21 protein-coding genes are annotated in these 20,240 nt (G+C 44.4%); 10 read left to right on the top strand and 11 right to left on the bottom strand.

Going from position 1 to position 20,240, the window contains the following annotated elements; genetic code table 11:
• Window positions 1-110 precede the first annotated feature (110 nt).
• Complete coding sequence (gene proS, locus E2R66_RS24560; protein ID WP_133235916.1) at window positions 111-1,583, bottom strand: proline--tRNA ligase; 1,473 nt, start codon at window positions 1,581-1,583, stop codon at window positions 111-113.
• A 105-nt stretch (window positions 1,584-1,688) separates the two neighbouring features.
• Here proS and E2R66_RS24555 point away from each other — a divergent pair, with 105 nt between their 5' ends.
• The 4 genes from E2R66_RS24555 to E2R66_RS24535 all read left to right on the top strand — a co-directional run bounded on the left by E2R66_RS24555 (window position 1,689) and on the right by E2R66_RS24535 (window position 5,884).
• The gene (locus tag E2R66_RS24555) at window positions 1,689-2,636 is read left to right on the top strand and encodes a hypothetical protein (protein WP_133235914.1); all 948 of its coding nucleotides are present in this window, start codon (window positions 1,689-1,691) and stop codon (window positions 2,634-2,636) included.
• Between the two features lie 26 nt (window positions 2,637-2,662).
• Complete coding sequence (locus E2R66_RS24550) at window positions 2,663-4,162, top strand: OmpP1/FadL family transporter (protein ID WP_133235912.1); 1,500 nt, start codon at window positions 2,663-2,665, stop codon at window positions 4,160-4,162.
• A gap of 131 nt (window positions 4,163-4,293) precedes the next feature.
• On the top strand, window positions 4,294-4,767 hold the full coding sequence (locus E2R66_RS24545; protein ID WP_133235910.1) for a hypothetical protein: 474 nt from the start codon (window positions 4,294-4,296) through the stop codon (window positions 4,765-4,767).
• Window positions 4,768-5,371: 604 nt separating this feature from the next.
• On the top strand, window positions 5,372-5,884 hold the full coding sequence (locus E2R66_RS24535) for a hypothetical protein (RefSeq protein WP_133235908.1): 513 nt from the start codon (window positions 5,372-5,374) through the stop codon (window positions 5,882-5,884).
• 67 nt (window positions 5,885-5,951) lie between these two features.
• Here the strand turns inward: E2R66_RS24535 and E2R66_RS24530 are convergent, their stop codons facing one another.
• Window positions 5,952-6,584 (bottom strand): hypothetical protein, encoded by a 633-nt coding sequence (locus E2R66_RS24530; RefSeq protein ID WP_133235906.1) that lies wholly within the window; start codon window positions 6,582-6,584, stop codon window positions 5,952-5,954.
• Window positions 6,585-6,938: 354 nt separating this feature from the next.
• Window positions 6,939-7,418 (bottom strand): Dps family protein, encoded by a 480-nt coding sequence (locus E2R66_RS24520; RefSeq protein WP_133235902.1) that lies wholly within the window; start codon window positions 7,416-7,418, stop codon window positions 6,939-6,941.
• Between the two features lie 206 nt (window positions 7,419-7,624).
• Here E2R66_RS24520 and E2R66_RS24515 point away from each other — a divergent pair, with 206 nt between their 5' ends.
• From E2R66_RS24515 to E2R66_RS24495, 5 genes are read left to right on the top strand one after another with little or no spacing between them, the layout of a single operon-like run.
• Window positions 7,625-8,377, top strand: a complete 753-nt coding sequence (locus E2R66_RS24515) for a DUF4905 domain-containing protein (RefSeq protein WP_158288501.1) — start codon at window positions 7,625-7,627, stop codon at window positions 8,375-8,377.
• A 22-nt stretch (window positions 8,378-8,399) separates the two neighbouring features.
• The gene (locus tag E2R66_RS24510) at window positions 8,400-9,446 is read left to right on the top strand and encodes a LysM peptidoglycan-binding domain-containing protein (protein ID WP_133235898.1); all 1,047 of its coding nucleotides are present in this window, start codon (window positions 8,400-8,402) and stop codon (window positions 9,444-9,446) included.
• On the top strand, window positions 9,439-10,080 hold the full coding sequence (locus E2R66_RS24505; protein ID WP_133235896.1) for a uridine kinase family protein: 642 nt from the start codon (window positions 9,439-9,441) through the stop codon (window positions 10,078-10,080). The genes E2R66_RS24510 and E2R66_RS24505 overlap by 8 nt, the downstream gene beginning before the upstream one ends.
• An 8-nt stretch (window positions 10,081-10,088) precedes the next feature.
• The gene (locus E2R66_RS29170; protein ID WP_133235894.1) at window positions 10,089-10,511 is read left to right on the top strand and encodes an arginase family protein; all 423 of its coding nucleotides are present in this window, start codon (window positions 10,089-10,091) and stop codon (window positions 10,509-10,511) included.
• Entirely contained in the window at window positions 10,496-10,981 is a 486-nt protein-coding gene (locus E2R66_RS24495) for an arginase family protein (RefSeq protein WP_133235892.1), read from the top strand. The genes E2R66_RS29170 and E2R66_RS24495 overlap by 16 nt, the downstream gene beginning before the upstream one ends.
• A gap of 73 nt (window positions 10,982-11,054) precedes the next feature.
• Here E2R66_RS24495 and E2R66_RS24490 read toward each other — a convergent pair whose 3' ends face one another.
• From E2R66_RS24490 to E2R66_RS24465, 6 genes are all read right to left on the bottom strand, one after another.
• The gene (locus E2R66_RS24490; RefSeq protein ID WP_133235890.1) at window positions 11,055-11,447 is read right to left on the bottom strand and encodes a hypothetical protein; all 393 of its coding nucleotides are present in this window, start codon (window positions 11,445-11,447) and stop codon (window positions 11,055-11,057) included.
• The gene (locus E2R66_RS24485; RefSeq protein ID WP_133235888.1) at window positions 11,422-11,922 is read right to left on the bottom strand and encodes a hypothetical protein; all 501 of its coding nucleotides are present in this window, start codon (window positions 11,920-11,922) and stop codon (window positions 11,422-11,424) included. The genes E2R66_RS24490 and E2R66_RS24485 overlap by 26 nt, the downstream gene beginning before the upstream one ends.
• 144 nt (window positions 11,923-12,066) lie before the next feature.
• A complete protein-coding gene (locus E2R66_RS24480) occupies window positions 12,067-12,336 on the bottom strand; it encodes a hypothetical protein (RefSeq protein ID WP_133235886.1) in 270 nt (89 codons plus the stop codon).
• Window positions 12,337-12,513: 177 nt separating this feature from the next.
• Window positions 12,514-14,640, bottom strand: a complete 2,127-nt coding sequence (gene pnp, locus E2R66_RS24475; protein ID WP_133235884.1) for a polyribonucleotide nucleotidyltransferase — start codon at window positions 14,638-14,640, stop codon at window positions 12,514-12,516.
• A gap of 222 nt (window positions 14,641-14,862) precedes the next feature.
• Complete coding sequence (gene rpsO / locus E2R66_RS24470; protein WP_133235882.1) at window positions 14,863-15,141, bottom strand: 30S ribosomal protein S15; 279 nt, start codon at window positions 15,139-15,141, stop codon at window positions 14,863-14,865.
• 519 nt (window positions 15,142-15,660) lie between these two features.
• Window positions 15,661-17,901, bottom strand: a complete 2,241-nt coding sequence (locus E2R66_RS24465) for a S41 family peptidase (protein ID WP_133235880.1) — start codon at window positions 17,899-17,901, stop codon at window positions 15,661-15,663.
• A 135-nt stretch (window positions 17,902-18,036) separates the two neighbouring features.
• On the opposite strand from E2R66_RS24465, the gene E2R66_RS24460 reads away from it, so the two are divergent.
• On the top strand, window positions 18,037-18,447 hold the full coding sequence (locus tag E2R66_RS24460; RefSeq protein WP_133235878.1) for an acyl-CoA thioesterase: 411 nt from the start codon (window positions 18,037-18,039) through the stop codon (window positions 18,445-18,447).
• 302 nt (window positions 18,448-18,749) lie between these two features.
• Here the strand turns inward: E2R66_RS24460 and E2R66_RS24455 are convergent, their stop codons facing one another.
• Both E2R66_RS24455 and E2R66_RS24450 read right to left on the bottom strand, forming a co-directional pair.
• Window positions 18,750-19,049: a hypothetical protein gene (locus tag E2R66_RS24455; RefSeq protein ID WP_133235876.1), complete on the bottom strand. Its 300-nt coding sequence runs from the start codon at window positions 19,047-19,049 to the stop codon at window positions 18,750-18,752.
• A 165-nt stretch (window positions 19,050-19,214) separates the two neighbouring features.
• Window positions 19,215-20,168, bottom strand: a complete 954-nt coding sequence (locus E2R66_RS24450) for an adenylyltransferase/cytidyltransferase family protein (protein ID WP_133235874.1) — start codon at window positions 20,166-20,168, stop codon at window positions 19,215-19,217.
• Between the last annotated feature and the right edge of the window lie 72 nt (window positions 20,169-20,240).

Here is a 20,240-nt window from a genome sequence, read left to right as displayed (position 1 = left end):
TATTAATTCCTATTCCCCATGCTTTTCAAAAGCTCCCCCTTCAGGGGGCTGGGGGGCTACCACCCTGCTTTTCAAAAGCTCCCCCTTCAGGGGGTTGGGGGGCTCACCACTTAGTACGCTCGGGCAAACAGCACCCTCTGCGTCGACGGATTCCCCGTCAGGATGCACTTGCCTTCTTCCTGCTTATTGTTCAAAGGTATGCAACGGATTGTAGCCTTAGTTTCATCTTTTATCTTTTGTTCCGTTTCTGATGTGCCATCCCAGTGCGCCGATATAAAGCCCGGTTGCTCATCCAGCATGCGTTTGAACTCTTCGTAAGTATCTACCTCGGTAGTGTTCTCCGCACGGAAGGTTGATGCTTTGGTGTAGATATTCGTCTGTATCTCTTCCAGCAGAGCGGTAATATGCGCTGCCAAACCATCCTGTTGAACGGTTTCCTTGGTTTTGGTATCGCGACGTGCCAATTCTACAGTACCGTTCTGCATATCGCGACTACCAATGGCTACGCGCAATGGTACGCCCTTCAACTCGTACTCGGCAAATTTGGCGCCCGGGCGGTGGGTATCGCGGTTATCGAATTTTACGGTAACATCTTTACTGCGCAGTTCCTTTGTTAGGCCTTTTACGTATTCGCTGATGGCATCCAGCTCTTCGGGGTGCTTGTAAATAGGCACGATAACCACCTGTATAGGTGCCAGCTTTGGCGGCAATACCAGTCCGGCATCGTCCGAGTGGGCCATAATCAAGGCACCTATCAAACGGGTTGACACCCCCCATGAAGTTGCCCAAACAAAATCTTGTTTATTATCGCGGGTGGTAAATTTCACGTCGAAAGCCTTGGCGAAATTCTGACCCAAAAAGTGCGATGTACCTGCCTGCAGGGCCTTGCCATCCTGCATCAATGCTTCAATGCAATAGGTATCCAGTGCGCCTGCGAAGCGCTCGTTGGCGGTTTTGCGGCCTTTTACTACCGGCAGGGCCATCCAGTTTTCGGCAAATTCTGCGTAAACGTCCAGCATTTGTTCGGTTTCTGCTACAGCTTCTTCGGCGGTTGCATGGGCAGTATGGCCTTCCTGCCATAAAAATTCGCTGGTGCGCAGGAACAAGCGGGTGCGCATTTCCCAGCGCATTACGTTGGCCCATTGGTTCACCAAAATAGGCAAATCGCGGTAACTTTGTATCCAGCCGCGGTAGGTGTTCCAGATGATGGTTTCGGATGTTGGGCGAATGATTAATTCTTCCTCCAGTTTTGCTTCTTCATCCACAACAATATTGCCGTTTCCATCGTTCTTTAGCCTGTAGTGCGTTACAACCGCACATTCTTTAGCGAAACCTTCCACATGGCTGGCTTCTTTAGAGAAGAAAGATTTTGGTATAAGCAGCGGAAAATAGGCGTTTTGGTGCCCGGTTTCTTTGAACATTTTATCGAGCTGGGCCTGTATTTTTTCCCATATAGAATAGCCGTATGGCTTAATGATCATACACCCTCTGACAGGCGAATATTCGGCCATATCAGATTTAATTATTAAGTCGTTAAACCATTGCGAATAATCTTCGTCTTTGCTAATAACACCTTTGCTCATATATTGATTTTTGGAATAGAATTTGACTTTATAATTAATAATACTAACCGCCAAATTTATAAATTTATACGTTTATTTGAACTCGAACTTTATACTCTCTGCAAAATGAAAAGGAACCTACTCTTAGGAATCGCAATTATCGGCGCCGTGGCGCTGAGTTCCTGCTCGGTAAATAAAACCGCATCTACCGCAAAAAACAGCGACGACGTGTACTTCTCGCAGGCAACAGCTGGCGAAGCACCCGAATATATAGCACCGAAACCTGTGTACCAGCAGCAGCAGGACGACGTAGCCTATGACGGTGATAACGGCGACGACGATTATTACTACTACGATGATTACTCATCGCGTATTAATCGCTTTGGTTATTATTCACCCTTTAGCTATTACGATAGTTACTATGGCAACTACAACCCATACAATTACAGCAACTACGGTTTTTCTGTAGGCTTAAACTGGAGCCCCTTCACCCTGCCCTATGGTTCGCCTTACGGGTTTTATGGTGGCATAGGCTATGGTTATGGCGCATTTTCGCCTTATGCAGGCTTTGGCAACTACTATGGTTATGGTGGCGGCTTCGGTTATTCGCCTTATTCTTACTGGGGTACCGGTTATGGCTACGGGGGCAATTATTGGGGTGTAATATCGGCCAATAGCACCTACGGTACACCACGGCCTAACCGTGGCGCAGGTAGTCCGCGCGGCATAGGCGTTGGCGGTCGCAATGGTGTAGGCTATAGCGGTGTTGCTAATAACGGCATTGGCTACTATCCAAACCGCCCAACCAGAGGCTCAGACGGCAGTTATACAACCAGACCGGCAGCCAGAGGTTATAGCAATAACGGCAGCTACAGCAATACCCGCCCAACCAGAGACGCACGCGGCGGTAACGACAGCTACCAGCCACAACAACGCCCGGCAAGCTCAGCCCGCACGCCAGATAGGCAACCTTCCTATTCTCCTCCATCTCCTTCACCATCAAGTGGCGGTGGTGGTGGTGGCGGCTCAAGCAGCGGCGGTGGTGGCGGTGGCGGCAGACCTGCACGACCATAATTTTATCACGATACACCTCTTATTTTATGAAAATTAAATATCTACTCAGTGTAATTGCTATAGTAGCAATTACCCAAAATAGTTTTGCCCAATACGCGCAGGATGCGGTGCGTTTTTCTACCGGACAAACCGGCTCTACAGCACGTATTAAAGGCGTGGGCAATGCCGGTACAGCCATTGGCGGCGATCTTAGCTCGGTTAGCGGCAACCCCGCAGGCCTGGGTTTCTTTACGCACTCGGAGTTAAGCATTACCCCTGAATACAATAACATCAAAGTTAACTCGAGCTATTTAAACAGTTCTAAGTTCGATACCAAATCTACCGGCAACCTTAACCACGCTGCCTTTGTAATATACCAGCAGTTGGATAGGCCAAAAGGCTCCGATAAAACCAAAGGCTGGCTTAGCTTTAATTACGGTGGCGGTTACAGCCGTACGGCTAACTTTTACGAGAACATCAATTACGCAGGCAAAAATAGCAACAACTCTATCAATGATTATTATGCAAATCTTGCCAACGACCCCAACGGATCAGGTATTGCTGTAGGAACATTATCGGGTAATGCTTACGACCATAACCTGATCGATAATTACGGAACCAATGCCAATCCCCTTTACAAAAGCAACTCGTTGCCGGGTGTAAATCAGCAGAGCATCGCTACGCGTAGCGGGGGCCTATCGGCTTTAGATTTTGCTTTTGGCGCCAACTACAGCAACAAATTCTACATCGGTGCGGGCGTAAGCTTCGTAAACGTAAGATTCAACTCGTTGAGCAATTTTTATGAGGATGGCGGCATATCTGTATTAGAGGGGCCAGCCGGCAGCCAGGTTCCGGTTAGCCGTAACTACTCATCTAACTTTACGCAAGACCAGGACACCAAAGGCTCCGGCGTTAGTGGCCGCCTGGGTGTTATTTTTAAACCTGCCGATGCGTTTCGTATAGGTGCGGTAATCCACACGCCTACATATTATACCATTGATGATTCGTACAGCGAGAGCCTGGGTACCACCATCAGCAACGGCAGCCGCTTTGAAGATGGTCCGCAAAACTATTCGTTAACCTACACCATGCGCACACCGTGGAAATTTGCCGGTGGTGCATCGATATTCATCAAATCGTTCGGCTTTATTACCGGAGATATAGAATATGTAGATTACAGCAGTACACATATCAGCAGCGATGAAAACTTCAACGCCGATAGGGACGACAACCCCAATATCCGCAGCCTGTACCAATCGGCAGTGAATTACCATTTAGGTGCCGAAGCCAGGCTTACCAGCTTCTTCTTGCTGCGAGGCGGTTACGGCATACAGGGCAAAGCCCGCCGCGATGGCAACGATAGCGACATTAAAACTGTAAGCGGCGGCATGGGCCTGCGCTTTGGCCAGTATTACCTGGATGCTACCTACACCCACGCTACCGGCAGCCAAACCGTATTCCCTTATGAAGTAGGTTCTGCCAGCCCAAGCGCATTGCTCAATAAAACCTTGAACAATGGTTATTTGACTTTGGGATATAGATTCTGATAGATGTGAGACTTTATTGTGGTGATTTAACCGCAGAGTGCGCAGAGTAGCCACAGAGGTTCACAGAGATTTTAATAACTGAGGCGATGAGATTTTTTCATCGCCTCCTTTGTTTGCATTGACTTTAAAATATGGAAATAGAATTGCTGCAAAATCTTAAGGATAATCCCAACTTGAGCCTCTTTGAAAATAAAGGGATATCATTACAAGAAATCACTTTACTGGAATCAGTATATAACAATGGCAATCCATTTCCAACTGCCTTGCGCGAAATGTTATTTCTTGCAGGGGAGTTTTGCGCTGTATTTGATTTTGGACTGGAAGAAACTCAACAAGAAATGCAAGAAGCCGCAAGGAGTCCGATGCCAAAATATAACAGGGAAATATTAAGGCCTTTTTATGTAGTCGATGTTTATAATGCAGGCAGTCAATTTTTATTTGTTTATTTAGATGAAAACCAATTCGACCCTATCATTTACGAGGCTGTTTTACATGAGCGCCATAATGATAGCACACCATGGATACATGCTTTGTTAGATAGAACATTATCCCAATTTATTGACAGTAGATTAGAGAGACTTAAGAGGGGCGAAAATCCTTTTTGAATACGATACTGCATACTTAATATCATAAAACGTTCCGATGGAACGTAAAATGGACGATTTACATGTTTCTACCCATAAGCCGTCCCGAAGGGACGAAGATGGTAAATGCGTATCCCTTCGGGATACCTTATCGGTAGATAAAGAAAGATATGAAAGCGCGTTCCATAGGAACGCTTTATGGGTTCTGACGATTTGATAAGTGGCGCCAAGATTTTGCGGGTTAACTTAAATCTATCGAGTGCCCCTGCGAGGACGGCAAATAAGCAAGGCGATGAAAAATTTCATCGACTTGCTTATTTATGTATGATTGAGCGTATCGATCTTGCAACCATTCACCACTCTCTATTCACCATTCACCCTAAAATTAATCTTCATTCACAAAAGACCTCAACATCCAGGTGTTTTTCTCCTTGAATTGCATAAAACGGTTCACCATATCGTTGGTGCCGCCGCAAGATTTGAGACAAAAATCACGTCCGTAAAAAAAGTGATAAGGATGACTAATCGCTTTTTTTAATTTTCTACCTTTAATAATCCGATTGTTCCATTTGCGATAATTATGCTATTAGGATATCATCTTTTGATTTATGATAACAAAAGCAGCATGTTCAAAGACCTGCAGCTAACGGAATGCGACAGGTTCAGAGATATTTATGCTATCGACAAAATAGACCCGACTATTAAGATCAAAACCAAAAAAACGTTCTCCAGCACGTATGATAACTTCACCATTGTTAACGAACAGGTAAAAGCCTTCTGCGAAGCTGAAGGGTACCAGGGCCTGGAATTCGTACCCCTACCCGCCTCGCGGGGCTTCTATTGGTTCAAAATCCATAACGTGCTTGAGTTCGATCCAATTGCACGCGGAACGCGCTTCTTGAATTATAACGAATCCTGCCAGGGTTATGAAGAAGTAATTGGCGCAACGCCGCCGTGCTTAATATCAAAAGAAGAAATAGGCGACGGCTTTTACCGTACCGACCTCTTTTTCGGCAGCTTCGCCCATAAATCGCCGGTGGAAATCATCGGTATAAAAACAAAAGAGAAGTTGAAAGCAGCCGGCTTGAAGGGGATTGATTATGGCGAGATACATGACAGGTATGAGTGGCAAAAGTGAGCCGGTAGGGGTAGCACGTCTTGGAAAATCCTAAATGGCGACCAAAAGCTTTAACCAGTTCTTGCAATTATAAAATGAGGTCTTTCTTTCTGACCCAACAAATGAATTTTGGCTTTTTAAGATATATTACCTGGCATAAGTCTTTGTCCTCTGAAATTATGCTAACGATGTCCTTGCTTAAAAAATATCCTTTTCTCTTCCCGTTTAAATCGGCAGTTGCATAGCAGATAGCTTTTTTTGATTTCACCATGCTAAAAGTACCGTAGGCGTGTATTGCGCCGTCTAAATCCGTAACATATCCTTTCTTAAAATTGGCAATACGAGAACACGATACATAGTCGCTATTATCAGTTGTAATATGGATTGTACCGGTGCGGCCGCTCTTGTCTCCTTTAGTAAAATAAAATGTACCCTTATAGGCAACTGTATCTCCGTAATAATAAACCCTTAATTGCACTGGCCGCCTCACATTCTTTACATTCTCAGCCAACATCAATGTTTGGCAATTCGCAAAATCGTCCTCAATATCTATTACGATACTGAGTTTCTTTGCTTTTTGATCATAGCAAACTTTCATAACACCCCAATCTCCGGAATAGAGCGAATCGGGTAACAAAGATTGGGCATTACATACCGATGGCAATCGGAAAAAGAGAAACAAAAAAGCTGCAATTTTTATTCGGAGGAATAGCCTATTCATTGGAACTGTATGCTATTTTTAAAGTTGACTAAAATAAACAACATCAAATATAATGTGTGTGTATTTCGATTTTTTGAGGTTGGGATCTTCTAAAAAGCCCCACGTGGAAACGTTGAGAAAAAAAAACGATGAGGGTGACTCATCGCTTTTTTTATGACTAAACTTGGTCTATTAATTTATTAAACTTCAAGATTTCGTCGATATTAGAACCTGTAAGCTCCACTTCTTCAAGAATAGAAATAATGACGTCGACGTTTTTTTCAGACACAGCTTTGTCAAACTTGTCCATTAGGCCGCTTAAATACAAGCGCTCGTTAACGGTTGTTCCTTTATATTTGTCGTCCATCCCTCAACTTAATCTTCATTCACAAAAGACCTCAGCATCCAGGTGTTCTTTTCTTTGAATTGCATAAATCGGTTCACCATATCGTTGGTGCCGTCGTCGCCTGCTTTGTCGGTTATTTCCAGTAGTTCGCGCTCCATTTCAATCAGGGTGGCCATATCTTCGATGATGGCTTTTACCATGTCGGTATCCTTCAGTCCGATGGTTTGGATTTCTTTTAAGGTTGATGTGCCGATATAGTCTTTAAACGTGCTGTAAGGTGGTTTGCCCAGGGTGAGGATACGCTCGGCCAGTTCGTCGATAGTAGTAAGCGCAGCGGTGTATAATTCCTCAAATTTTACGTGCAGGGTAAAAAAGCTTTGACCTTTAACGTTCCAATGGCAGCCGCGCAGTTTTTGATAGTGGATGTGGTAATTGGCCAGCAGGTCGTTCAGGTGATCTACAACCGGTTTTACTGCTTTTTCTTCTAAGCTTATTTCTTTTGCGTTCATAGTGTTGTGATGTGTATGTTTTGGTGTTAACATGCCTTAGCCGACATGGTTTATTTAATTTTGCTTAATTACGTTCAAATGAGGGAACTGCTACGGTATGTTCTTTCATTTTTTGACTCCGGCAGGCACCTCCCCTCTGCGCCTTACGCTACGTTATAAAGGTAGGGTTTTTAATAATATTGACCATATTTGCTTTACAAATGACAATGCTACAACCATTATTCAGCCATCAGTTCGGCGGCACCATCTGGCGGATGGAGATAGACGAGCTTACCGATATCCTGCTGCTGGAAATACGAAATTCCGACGATAAGCAGGTGAGTTTTGCCTCCCTTTCCTTAACTACCGGCCAGCTGTACTTCGAGGGTTTTACAACAGAAGAACGCTGGCTTACGGGGCTGGAGGCAGTGTATGATGGCGTTGCTTTACTTCACTATTACAAGCACGAGGGCAGCCCCGAGCATAAAGGCATCGTCGCTATCGGCGCGCAGGATGCTACAGCCCTATGGAGCAACTACAGCCACGCGTTCGACCATCTGAGCACTAACGGCCCTATAGTTTACGATACCAGCCTGCAGCCCAAAAAACCAATGCTGGCAGATATGATTACCGGTCGCCCGATGCGCAGCTACCAACCGGCCGATGCGCCCCTGCCTAATAGCATAGCCGTACCTGCAAATGCCCCCGCTCGTGATTTCGTCGCCGGCATTTTGCCATTGGAGCCGTATGGAAATATAGTGCACAGCCTGGATTACAATAACTATAGAATCGTATCTTTGCACACTTTAAAAAATGGGGCGCTGCAACAGCACCTGTATATAATGGAGGACCCGGGCGTTGTGTACACCGATTTATTGAATACCAATATACAAAAACTACAACCCGAGGCGTTTGTATTACATAAAAATGTACTTGTTTACATTAAAAATAAAACCGAAATTATCGTATTAGCCCTCTAAAAATACTGTATAATAGCAAATTATGAAGCATAAGTTCTTAGTACTATCTTCCATATCGCTTTTTGCGTCTGCCTCGTTATACGCCCGCCCTGTAGTTGATTCTGTAGGCGTAGAGAACATCAACGGCAAGAAAGTTATCCTCCACAAGCTGGACCCAAAAGACAATTACTACTCGCTCGGTCGTAAATACGGTGTTAGCCCAAAAGCCATCGTTGAGTTTAATAATAACGCCAGCATGCAAATTGGCAAAATTATCAAAGTGCCTACAGAGCGTCCCTTTGGCGATGCACCCGCAGTGGTAACCACCACCCCGGCCCAGCAGCCAAAAACCAAACCGGTAGTGCAGCAACCTGCAACCACGCCCGTAACTACTACCCCGGTAGTAACTACCCAGCCCGTAACCAATACGCCAGTTACCACAACCGCTGCCGACCAAAAAGCAGCTCAACAGGTGGCCAACAGTAACAAAAGCGGCATTACCACGCAGGAATATAAGATATCGGCAGGGGAAACACTTTACTCCATCGCCAAACGCTTTGGCACTACGGTTGATGAAATTACGCAAACCAACAAACTAACCGGCCCTATCAAGCCAGGCCAGGTGCTTACTATACGCTCGGGCGTACCCGCACCGCAGCCCGTAGCTCCACCGGTTACTACGCCTGTGGTTACGCAATCTGTTGCAATGCACACCGATACCTCGCAGGCCAAACGCGACAGCACTTATGTGGCATCGCCTGCAGATTCATTGGCCGATAAACGTGCCGGTAATGCCAAATACGGCTTATTTGAAAAGAACGAGAAAGGCGTAGCCACCTGGATTGAAGACACCAGCCTCGATCCCAATAAAAAACTGATATTGCACCGCACAGCGCCAATTGGTACCGTGATGCGCATCACTAACCCCATGACAGGTAAAAGCACCTTTGCCAAGGTAGTTGGCCGCTTTACCGATAACCAAAACACCCAGGGCGTTGTGGTTGTAATGACCAAGAATGTTGCCGACACAATCGGCGCTATTGACAAACGTTTCCAAGTAACTATTAGCTACGGTACGCCTAATGAATAAACCTTATGTAGTTGGTGTTGCCGGCGGAAGCGGAAGCGGCAAAACCTTTTTCCTGAAATGCTTTCTGGAGCATTTTACGCCCGATGAAGTGTGCCTGGTATCGCAGGATGATTATTACATCCCCGTGGCGCATAACATGACCAAGGAAGAGAACAAGCTCTATAATTTCGACCTGCCGAGCACTATCGATGCCGATCTGTTCGAAAGCGATATCAGCAAGCTGATGCGCGGGGAAACTGTTTATCAAAAGGAATACACCTTTAATAACCCCGATATCGTACCACGGATACTGGAGATAAAGCCCGCGCCTATTATCATCGTTGAAGGACTATTTATCCTTCACTTTAAAAAGGTAGCCAACGATTTGGACATGACTATCTTTATAGAAGCCGATGAAGACGTTGCCCTGGCACGCCGCCTTAAGCGTGACCTGGCCGAACGCGGCTACTCCAACGAAGACGCGCATTACAAATGGGTGAACCACGTTGTACCGGCCTATAAAGAGTACCTGCTGCCACACCGCGACAGATGTGCCAAAGTAGTCATCAACAACGGCGCCGTTGCCGATGATATCCTAAAGGTAACAGATGAAATTTCGCAGGAATTGAGGGAAAGGGTATTCGGGAATAGTTAAAGCAATTTATGAATAACCTGATTGTGATAGAAAGCCCTTTCAATTTGGGATTGAAAGAACTTACGCCGGGCAAACCGCCGGGTGTAGACAAGCTTCCGCAATGGTTAAAGCAACATGGGTTATATGAAGCCCTCTTGCCTAAACAAATCATCAATGTACCCGCACCACCCTACAGCATGGATATTGATGCTGAAACGGGCTTAAGGAATGCGGACGCTATTGTAAATTACGCCAAAGAGTTAGCCCTTACCGTACAGGATACTTTGGCAAAAAAAAAGTTCCCCTTAGTTATCGGCGGCGATTGCAGCATATTGATCGGCTGCATGCTTGGTGCAAAAAAGCAGGGCAAATACGCTTTGTTTTTTATGGATGGGCAGTACCCATTCAATTTTCCGGCACCAAAGCCGCAGCGGGCATGGACCTTGCCTTAGTAACCGGCAACGGCGCAGACAAAATCACCAATATCAATGGCTTAAAACCCTACGTTGAAGAAGCCGACACCCTTGCTTTTGGTAACCGTTGCGAAGATTCCGATTATGTAGGCCTGATCCTCAACTCAGGCATTGCCTATCGCAGCCTGGAACACATCAGGCACATCGGTATCGAAACTATTACAGCTGAATTCATCGCCCAGACCAAATTGAAAAATTCAGACGGCATCTGGATCCATTTAGATGTAGACGTACTGGATAACCACATAATGCCCTGTGTAGATTCCCCGCAGCCAGGCGGATTGTCTTATAGCGAACTGAACGAAACGCTTACCGCGCTTTTCCAATCGGGTTTAGTAAGCGGTATGGATATTACTATCCTCGACCCTGATTTGGATGAAAAGGGCGTATACGCTGGGATATTTGTTGAAGAAATAGCAAAGATTTTTAATCTTGACGAGGAGGATTAGCACGTAACCGTGATTCTGCAGGAATTAAGGGGGAAGACGGTCGGGAAATAGGCACGCAGTCGCAGCTTTGACATTATATACATGCCTTTTTTACTATATCCATCGTTTGCTCGGCAATATTAGCAATCGAATCGGTTACCATATAGTTTTTATACCTTGCATTCATGCATGCATCAAATAGCCACCTGTAGTTACTGGATACTGTTGTGAGATAAACATCAACTAATTCAATTTTCGCTTCGTGTTTACTAAGCGAATTGTGGGTATTCACATAAAAGGCATGGTAGTATGAATTGAAATTCTTGTAGACATTACCATTGATGGTGAGCGGAAAAAGTTTGTGTTCAACAAAGTGAATACAGGAATAAAACGCGGTTGTTACAACCCAATCGTTATACTTATTACCGGGAAGCGCTTTTATAATCTTACATAACTCTTCGTTATGCTCTGCGTGCTTCAGCCTCATCTACAGGTGTAAATTTTATCTTATAGTTATCGCTCATTAAATCCTCATCCAAAGCATCAGGGACCCCATTTAAGAAAGAAATCTTCATGGTATAAAACTCTGTTTTTATCCGCCTTTCAAAATCTCTTAAAAAATCATAATTTTCTAAGAAAGAAGTTTCAACAAAATCCTCCTCTTTAACCAATAAAATAGCTTTGAACGAAAAAAGGGACCGAAACTTAAGATATGCGCCAAGAGGCGTAACATTATGCTTTTCGAGTTGATTTAAAGCTTCGATAACATGCTTTTGCGCAAGCTCGAAGTTTTCAGAAAACTGATTAAATGACAGCTTATCTTGTTGGGCAAGTCCGTCGGCCTTTCCTTTAAAATAGGCTTCAATAATGGCATCTCCATCACAGTATTGTGAAGGGTCGGAGGGCTTAATTACTTCCCATTGACTTAAAGAAAGGCCGGTTATTGTTTCTGCTTGGTTCATCGATGTACGAATACAATACAAATATACTTACAATTATTTTGTAATATATATTTGGCCACGAAATTTGCAAAGGCGTGACGCGCTGAGACTAAAAAAAGCCATGTTGAGGAAACAAAAAGAAACGATGTCGTAAAATAGACCTTACTAATCGCAATTCAGCAGCAACTCGTAGTATTTCTTCATCAGGATGGTGTCGTAGTTCACGAGAGAATTGTAGGCTTCGGTAACCAATTCGGTCAAAATAGACGAGCCGAGCTGCCCTGCCCCGTTTGGGATAGAGTCGTAATACGTAATAAGCTCTTTAACCCTTATAATTTCGTACAATAACTGCTGTATGAGGTCGGTTTGTTGCCCGTTGCCCATACTTCGCGAATTATTGAGAAAACCCAAAGGATCGTTGGTGGTAGATGTCATTTGCAAAACAAAGATCCGTCTAAATATTTCCCGAATTAATTATACCTAACTTGATGTAATTCTACTTAAATAAATGCAACCGCTAAGGTTTGTATTTTGTTTTAAATATTTAAAAAAACATTAAAATAACAAAACCCTCTTTTTAGGGAGGGTTTTGTCTTATACGGATTACGTATGTTATTTGTTCGACTCTGGCCTAGGCAATAAAACCTTACGGGAAAGTTTCAGTTTACCTTGTTTATCCACGTCTAACAGTTTCACACGTACTTCGTCGCCGATGTTGAAGATACCATCCATAGTTTCTATCCTGCGGTGATCTATCTCAGAGATGTGCAGCAAGCCATCTTTACCCGGCATAATTTCTACGAATGCGCCAAACGGCATAATCGATTTCACTTTGCCTTCGTATATCTCGCCAACTTCTGGTTTAGAAGCGATGTTACGGATACGGGTTAAAGCCGCATCGATAGATGCCTTGTTATCGGCAAATACCTGTACTATACCCACGTTGTTAACCTCTTCAATAGAGATGGTAGCGCCGGTTTCGCGTTGCATTTCCTGGATGATCTTGCCGCCGGGCCCGATAACTGCACCAATAAATTCTTTATCGATTTTAATGGTAACAATACGTGGCGCGTGTGGTTTGTAATCTTCGCGTGGCGCGGTCATGGTTTTTGCCATTTCGCCAAGGATATGTAAACGACCTTCTTTTGCCTGGTCTAAAGCGTTAGTCAATACCTCGTAAGAAAGACCGTTAATCTTAAGGTCCATCTGTACAGCAACAATACCGTTTTTGGTACCGGTTACTTTAAAGTCCATATCGCCCAGGTGATCTTCATCGCCAAGGATATCCGATAGGATAGCGTATTTGGTACCCATTTCGTTGGTGATCAAGCCCATTGCAATACCTGATACCGGGTTGGTGATTTTAACACCTGCATCCATCAAAGCTAATGTACCGGCACAAACCGTAGCCATTGACGATGAACCGTTAGATTCCAAAATATCAGAAACGATACGGATAGTGTATGGGTTCTCATCCTCTTGTGGCAACACGCGTTTTAACGAACGCATAGCCAGGTTACCGTGACCAATCTCGCGACGGCCTGCACCCCTGTTAGGCCTAACCTCACCGGTTGAGAAACCAGGGAAATTGTAGTGCAACAGGAATTTTTGGTAACCGTTGATGAAAGCACCGTCAATCATTTGCTCATCGTCCTTAGCGCCTAAGGTAACGGTGGTTAATGCCTGAGTTTCGCCACGGGTGAATACGGCAGAACCGTGTGCAGATGGCAGGTAACTCACTTCGCTCCATATAGGGCGTATTTGTTTGGTGTGGCGGCCATCTAAACGTTTGCCTTCATCTAAAACAAGGTTACGGATGGCATCGTATTCCACATCGTGGTAGTATTTTTTGGCTAACGATTTGGTAATATCGTCAATTTCGCCTAAAGTAGCAATGTAAGCATCACGTACCGCTTTAAAGCTTGCAGAACGCTCGTCTTTTGCAGATGCAGAAGAAGCGATGTCATAAACCTGCTGGTAAGTAGCTTCGTAGATGGCTTTCTTCAGGTCTTCGTTGCTGTGCTCGTGGCTGTAGGTACGTTTAACGGTTTTACCAACTTCTTCAGCAAGCTCAATTTGCGCTAAACACTGAATTTTGATAGCCGTGTGCGCAAATTTAATAGCTTCAACCAGTTCAGCTTCCTGTATCTCGGCACTTTCGCCTTCCACCATGTTGATGTCGTGCTGGTTACCTGCTACAATGAACTCAAGGGTTGCAGTTTTTAACTGGCTAAGGGTTGGGTTGATAACTAATTTGCCATCAACTTTAGCAACGCGCACTTCAGATATCGGCCCGTTGAAAGGGATATCAGAAACAGCTAAAGCTGCCGATGCCGCTAAACCAGCCAGTGCATCCGGCATAATGTCTTTATCGGCAGAAATCAAAGATATCATCACTTGTGTATCAGCGTGATAATCTTCTGGGAACATTGGGCGCAATGCGCGGTCAACCAAACGCGAGATCAAAACCTCGTAGTCTGACAAACGTGCCTCGCGGCGTAAAAAACCACCCGGTATACGACCGGTGGAAGCGTATTTCTCCTGATAATCTACAGAAAGAGGTAAGAAATCAACGCCCTCTTTTGCATCCGGTGATGATACTACGGTAGCCAGTAACATGGTATCACCCATCTTAATCACTACAGAGCCATCTGCCTGCTTAGCCAGTTTACCAGTTTCGATCTCAATGGTGCGGCCGTCACCTAAATCGATAACCTTTTTAATTACATTTAAACTCATCTTGTTTGTGTTGTGGGGCGCTTTTCATCTTCAGGAGCACCCCGGTTTTTATGTGTGTGTATATTGTTTCGATGCGTATGTTTTTGCCGTTCCCTAAGCGGCTTTTGAAGCTATTTCGTTGCGTTAGTTATAGGTTTATAAAAGGCTGCAAAAAATGGTTTCAAAAAGTAAAAAAGCCATCCTGCACAATGCGGACGGCTTTTTGAAAAATATTCAGGAGGATTACTTGATGATATCCCTTAGCGCTAAAGCTTTGATGATAGCACGATACCTGTTGATATCTTTTTTGAAAAGGTATGCCAGCAATCCGCGGCGTTTACCTACTAATTTTTGTAGCGATAACTGGGTAGAAAAATCGTGTTTGTTTTTCTTCAAGTGACCAGTTAAGTGCGCTATGCGGTAAGTGAATAATGCTACCTGTCCTTCGGTTGTACCGGTATCAGCGGCATTCTTACCATGTTTTGCAAAGATCTCTGCCTTTGCTTCGTTACTTAAATACATTACGTAAATAATATTAAAGCGGTTAAAATTCTATTAATTGTGGGGCAAAGGTACGGTTAAGCTTTTACATGTGCAAGGGGTGGTTATAATGTTTTACAGTGCTGTTGTAAGGTTGAAAGATTTTAAAGTTGAAAGGTTAAGGCGCTGGTTTTGATGAGGTTGTTTATTGTCGAAAGGTGAAGGTTGATAGGTTTTGTGAAGATGTTATTGGGGGTGGTAGGATGGGTGATGGTAGATTGAATTCGTTGGATGGTTTTGGTTTTGCGAGTTGTGAATGAGGTTACTTGGTAAATGCTGACTGCTGATAAAAAAGCGGGGCCATGTGCGATTCCCCTCTTGAGAGGGGTGGAGGGGTGTGTTAGCCAGTTGGCAATTCCTCACTCACCAATTATGGCGTTGACTGCGGCCCGCGCTATCCGTTGCAACTCCTCATTCCGCGCTGCTGATAGAAGCAGCGCTGCATTCCGGGGTTTTCGCTACTATCTACAACGCACCCTAAACGCCTGGCTACTATCGCAACTACTTTAATAATATATCCTTTGCCCTATCAAGCAATTCATCGCTGCCTGCTTTTATGCCTGCAATGGTTGGTTTTATGGGAACATCTATTTTTACACCTTTCCGCTGCGTTTCTGTACCATCAGGATAGTAAACACCTATCCCCGATATCATGGTAGAAATTCCGCCGGGCAGAGCTATGGAAGAAACGTTGCCATCTGCCCCGGCGGTTGTACTACCTATTACCGTAACATTTGGCGAGCTTTGGAAACACATAGTGGTGTATTCTGCCTGGCTTTGCGATGTCTCATTAACAATAATTACTATTTTACCTTTATACACACCGGAGGGTGCCGGCGGTATAGCTATTGGTTCGCCAATAACAAATAAACCCGGCCGGCCAATGCTGCCCGTGGAAAATTTTACAAATGGAGTATTATTGGTTTTTATGTACGGCCCGAAAGTGTAGGGCATAAACTCCGATGGATAGCAACGCATATCTATAATGATTCCTTTGGTTTGCTCAAACAGGGCCTTGATACTGTCAAGATCATTATTGTGATACTTACCAGGATATAAATAGCCTATGTTTTTATCCATTATATAAAACCCTTTTGCTTTTGGGTTGGGGTAATAATCTGCAGCGTAATTTATCTTAGCCATTGGCAGCGTGTAAACTACGGCCGTGAATTGTTTACCGTCGCGTTGCAATTTAAGTGTAAGCTTACCTGCATTACTCCGCAATAAAAAGGCTAGAGGCAAATCCCGTAATTGCGCAGCGTAATTAGATGCTGGCGTATAAGGCAGGTACTTTTTTATAAGTTCGGTTACCGGTTTGCCGTTTATCGCGGTGATCATATCCCCCGGCTTTACCAATTCTTTAATGTTTAAAGTATCGTTATAATAACCTGTTACCACCAACTGCTCTTCTACAAATTTGGCCTTAAAAGGAACCGCATTTTTGCCCTTATAATCATTTAGCACCCGGTTGCTGCCCCAGATATTGGCATGCGTATCGTGCACACGTGCGATGAGGGCTAGCGTATTCAGCGTATATTCCGTCGCATTGGCCGATCGCACAAATTTCGGTATGCAATCTGCCAGTACATCGTTCCAATTCTCAGCAATCAGATATTTGTAAGGAAAGTAGTAGTGAATCATGTTCCAATACCTGAATAAGCTGAGCAACCTGAAGCCGGCATCGGGGTATTTCATGTCGCTATAGGCCATTTCGTTTGTAAAAACAGGGTTGCCAACGCCTTGCGCCAGGCTCACATAATAGTTTTTGGCGATTACCTTGTTATTCAACAAGTTACTTAACTCATCCGTTAAGGTCTTGCTTAATATCGTACCGTTAAATAACTGCCCGTAATTAGGTTCCAGTTTAATGTTATTGCCTTTATAAGGCACGCAAGCAATACATTTTGGCACAGGCCCAAGGCTTTTAAGCCAGTTTGCAAGTGACGCGCTTAATTCTGCATTGTTACCTGCTTTTAATACAGCAGGCATTACCCTGAATAATTCGGCATCCATATTTACATCACCATTGGCAACATTTGGATGATGATACTTCACAAAACCCCATACTTGCCCAAGCATAACTAAATTGCTTACTTGCTGCTTGCCTAACAATACCGTATCTATTTTCGAACCTTTGTTAAAAGCGGTGTCGCGTTCTGCTCTCGCCAACTGCCTTTCTACCGCTTTTACCTGCTGTATAGGCTGCCCATCAATAAACAGCCTAAAATTATCAACCCACATTTTCCCCTTGCCCACCAGCAACGCACCCAAGTGTATGTTTACAGCTTTAGTTTCGTTGTAGGGCAATTCAATAACATATTCTTTCCAGTCGGTAGTGCCGGTAATCCCCCTGCCCTGCATGTTATCAAATGCCTCGCTGCCGTCCATACGCATCCATAAGCCGGCATAGCCTGCAGTTACATTTTCGGTTTTAATATATCCTCTCAGCTCTATTTTGCTGCCTTTAAATGATTTGGGAATAACATAATCTATCACACCAAAATCTGCGGCCTCGCCAGTTTTCTCAATAGATACCGCGTATTTCCCCTGCTGTTTTGTAACGCTGTCTATTTTTACAGGGTACGATTTTAACTGTTCGGGTTGAAAATAGGTGATCCACCCAACCGGTTTCGACCTGTCGGCGCTCAGCGTTTCTAAATCACCATTAAATTGGGTTTGAGAAACAGCAGGCCTGCAACTTAGTAAGCCAAAAATTAAACACAACGGAGAGAAACACTTCATAAAGGCGGATTAGGTGGTGTGATTTTATTAGTATGGTATCTAACGGGCTTTTATTGGTTTTAATATCAAGGTATTGCCACTAAAACAAAAAACGTCAATTATACTTTTTACTTTTGAATTTAACTTTTGATTTAAATGCCCTACTCCACCTTCGAAACCGAGCACCGCGTACGCCCCGATGATATCGACATGTTTCGGCATGTGCATAACAGCAAGTATTTTGATTATGTGCTGGCTGCCCGTTACGAGCAGATGGAAACCTGCTACGGCATGGGCATGGAGAAATTTATGGAACGCGGCTTTGGCTGGGTGGTGCGCGCTGTGTATATGGATTACAAACGCGCCCTGGTAATGGGCGATTACTTTTTAGTGCGCACCGGTATAGAAAGCATTAACGATAAAGGCTGCCGCGTTGCCTTCACCATCACCAATAAAGCCACCAACAAGGTTTGCTGCGATGGTTATTTTGATTATGTAATGATTGATATGGCCACCGGCAGGGGTGCCAAAGTGCCCGAGGATGTGATTGAGCATTATGGGATTTGATGCGTTTACCCCCGTGATTGCGACCGATAGCGTGGTAACCATCGGTGAGCAGGTGCATTAAGCAGGGCAGGTTTTCAAGGTGGCTCTTCTTACCGATGATTGCCGCGTCGCCCCGTTGCTCAAGCCCTCCGCGCCGCTCCATATAATGACGTGATATTAAGTTATTGATTATCAGTATATATTTTTGCACGTCATAACCTTTTTTTTCAGGGTTACCCCCTGATGGATACTCGCAAGGACGATGAGGAATTATCGCTTGTCTTTCCCATCACCTGCACATCTGAAATCCGCACAACCGCAGCTTAGTTCGCCAGTATTGCATCTCCGCAGCAGTTCACATCACTTACCAATAAGCCTTTTGAGCCATTGATGGTTTCGATGGTATGAATGTACTTGTTGGTTTTAGTTAGATGGTCAAAGCCCTCACCTATCAATTTTATATTGAGGTCGGCAATGTCAAAGTCTACACTATCCTGTAGGCACAGGAAATGCTGGTTTTGCATAGGCAAAAAATCGTGGGTGTAGCCTTGATCGTGCAGGGCTATAACGCGGTTGGTAATGGCGTTATTGAGTTTACGGGCGCTGTTTTTTAGGATCTTCATGGTCTCTTAAGATTTTTACGGTGAATAGGACGCTCGGCCCGGATAAACTGTTACAAATGAACATTTTAATACCGGCAGGTTTATCACAACAATATACGTACCAAGAATACAGTAAGTTTCAATTAATTTGAATTTAACCGAAGAAGGGACAGCCGTACGGAGATTTTAGAGGAGATAATCTCCAGCTTTGCCGTATTTTTCTAACTGACGGATTCCGGTGCTGGAGATATGCTCAAACTCCATATCGCAAAAAATGGCAATAACGCTGATATTTTTATCACTCAGCTCCTGCAGGTAGCGATATTGATTAAGCTCGTACTGCAAGTCGCTGCCGTTGCGCAAGCCGCGGATAATGGCAACATCATAACCAAGGCTTTGTGTAAAATCGGTTAACAAGCCCTCGTATTGAGACACTTGCCTAAAATTCAATACAGCAGGCAAGGAATAAGTAGCCGCATCCTTACCCGGGTTTAGGCCTCGGGCGATGATCACCTTATCAAATAGCTGCTCGGCCTTTTGCAAAATGTTATAATGCCCTTTATGGAAGGGGTTAAAACTGCCGGGGTAAACCGCAATACGGGGCACACGGCTGTTGACGTAAGTTATGAGTGCATCCACCGCTGGGTTATCAATACTTTGCCTTAACGTTTGCAGCACCTCTACTCTCTTTTGCTTATAAACCTTGTAATCAACAAACTGAAACTCTTTAAATATCCGGTGTTCGTAGTCCAGCAGCCTGTCAAGTGGTTGGTATAAGATATTTAAATCAGCTGCAGAAAATATTTCGGACAGCGGGGTTTGAGGCTGATGCGTTTTGGTATCCAGGATAATGGCTGTTACCTCTTGTTTCAGCTGCTCATCGCCATGAAAAACTTCTTGAAAATAAGCGGCGGAATCTTCCTCGTTGGTGGACGATTTGGGGTCGTAAACGATGTCATGAAAAACGGTTGCCAATAGCAGGGCATCGTTTTCACCATGGCCTTGCATGGTCAACAGGCTCCATATCTCATCGAGATGGGCAAGGGTATGATAAAAACGATACGACTGCCGGTAATTATCCAATACACCGTCATCGATGCCTAAAGCTACGAGCCGCGCCGTTTCGTCTGTAATTTTCATTTGGTAAGTATCCACTTTATGTAACACGCTTGCGTTCCGCCGAAGTAATTTTCTTAATTCGTGAAATTCGAA

The organism is Mucilaginibacter psychrotolerans, from assembly GCF_004519315.1.
In the GTDB taxonomy this organism is placed as follows: Bacteria; Bacteroidota; Bacteroidia; order Sphingobacteriales; family Sphingobacteriaceae; genus Mucilaginibacter; species Mucilaginibacter psychrotolerans.
The sequence above is the reverse complement of the archived record's forward strand: the minus strand, read 5'-3'. Positions and strand labels throughout refer to the sequence as shown.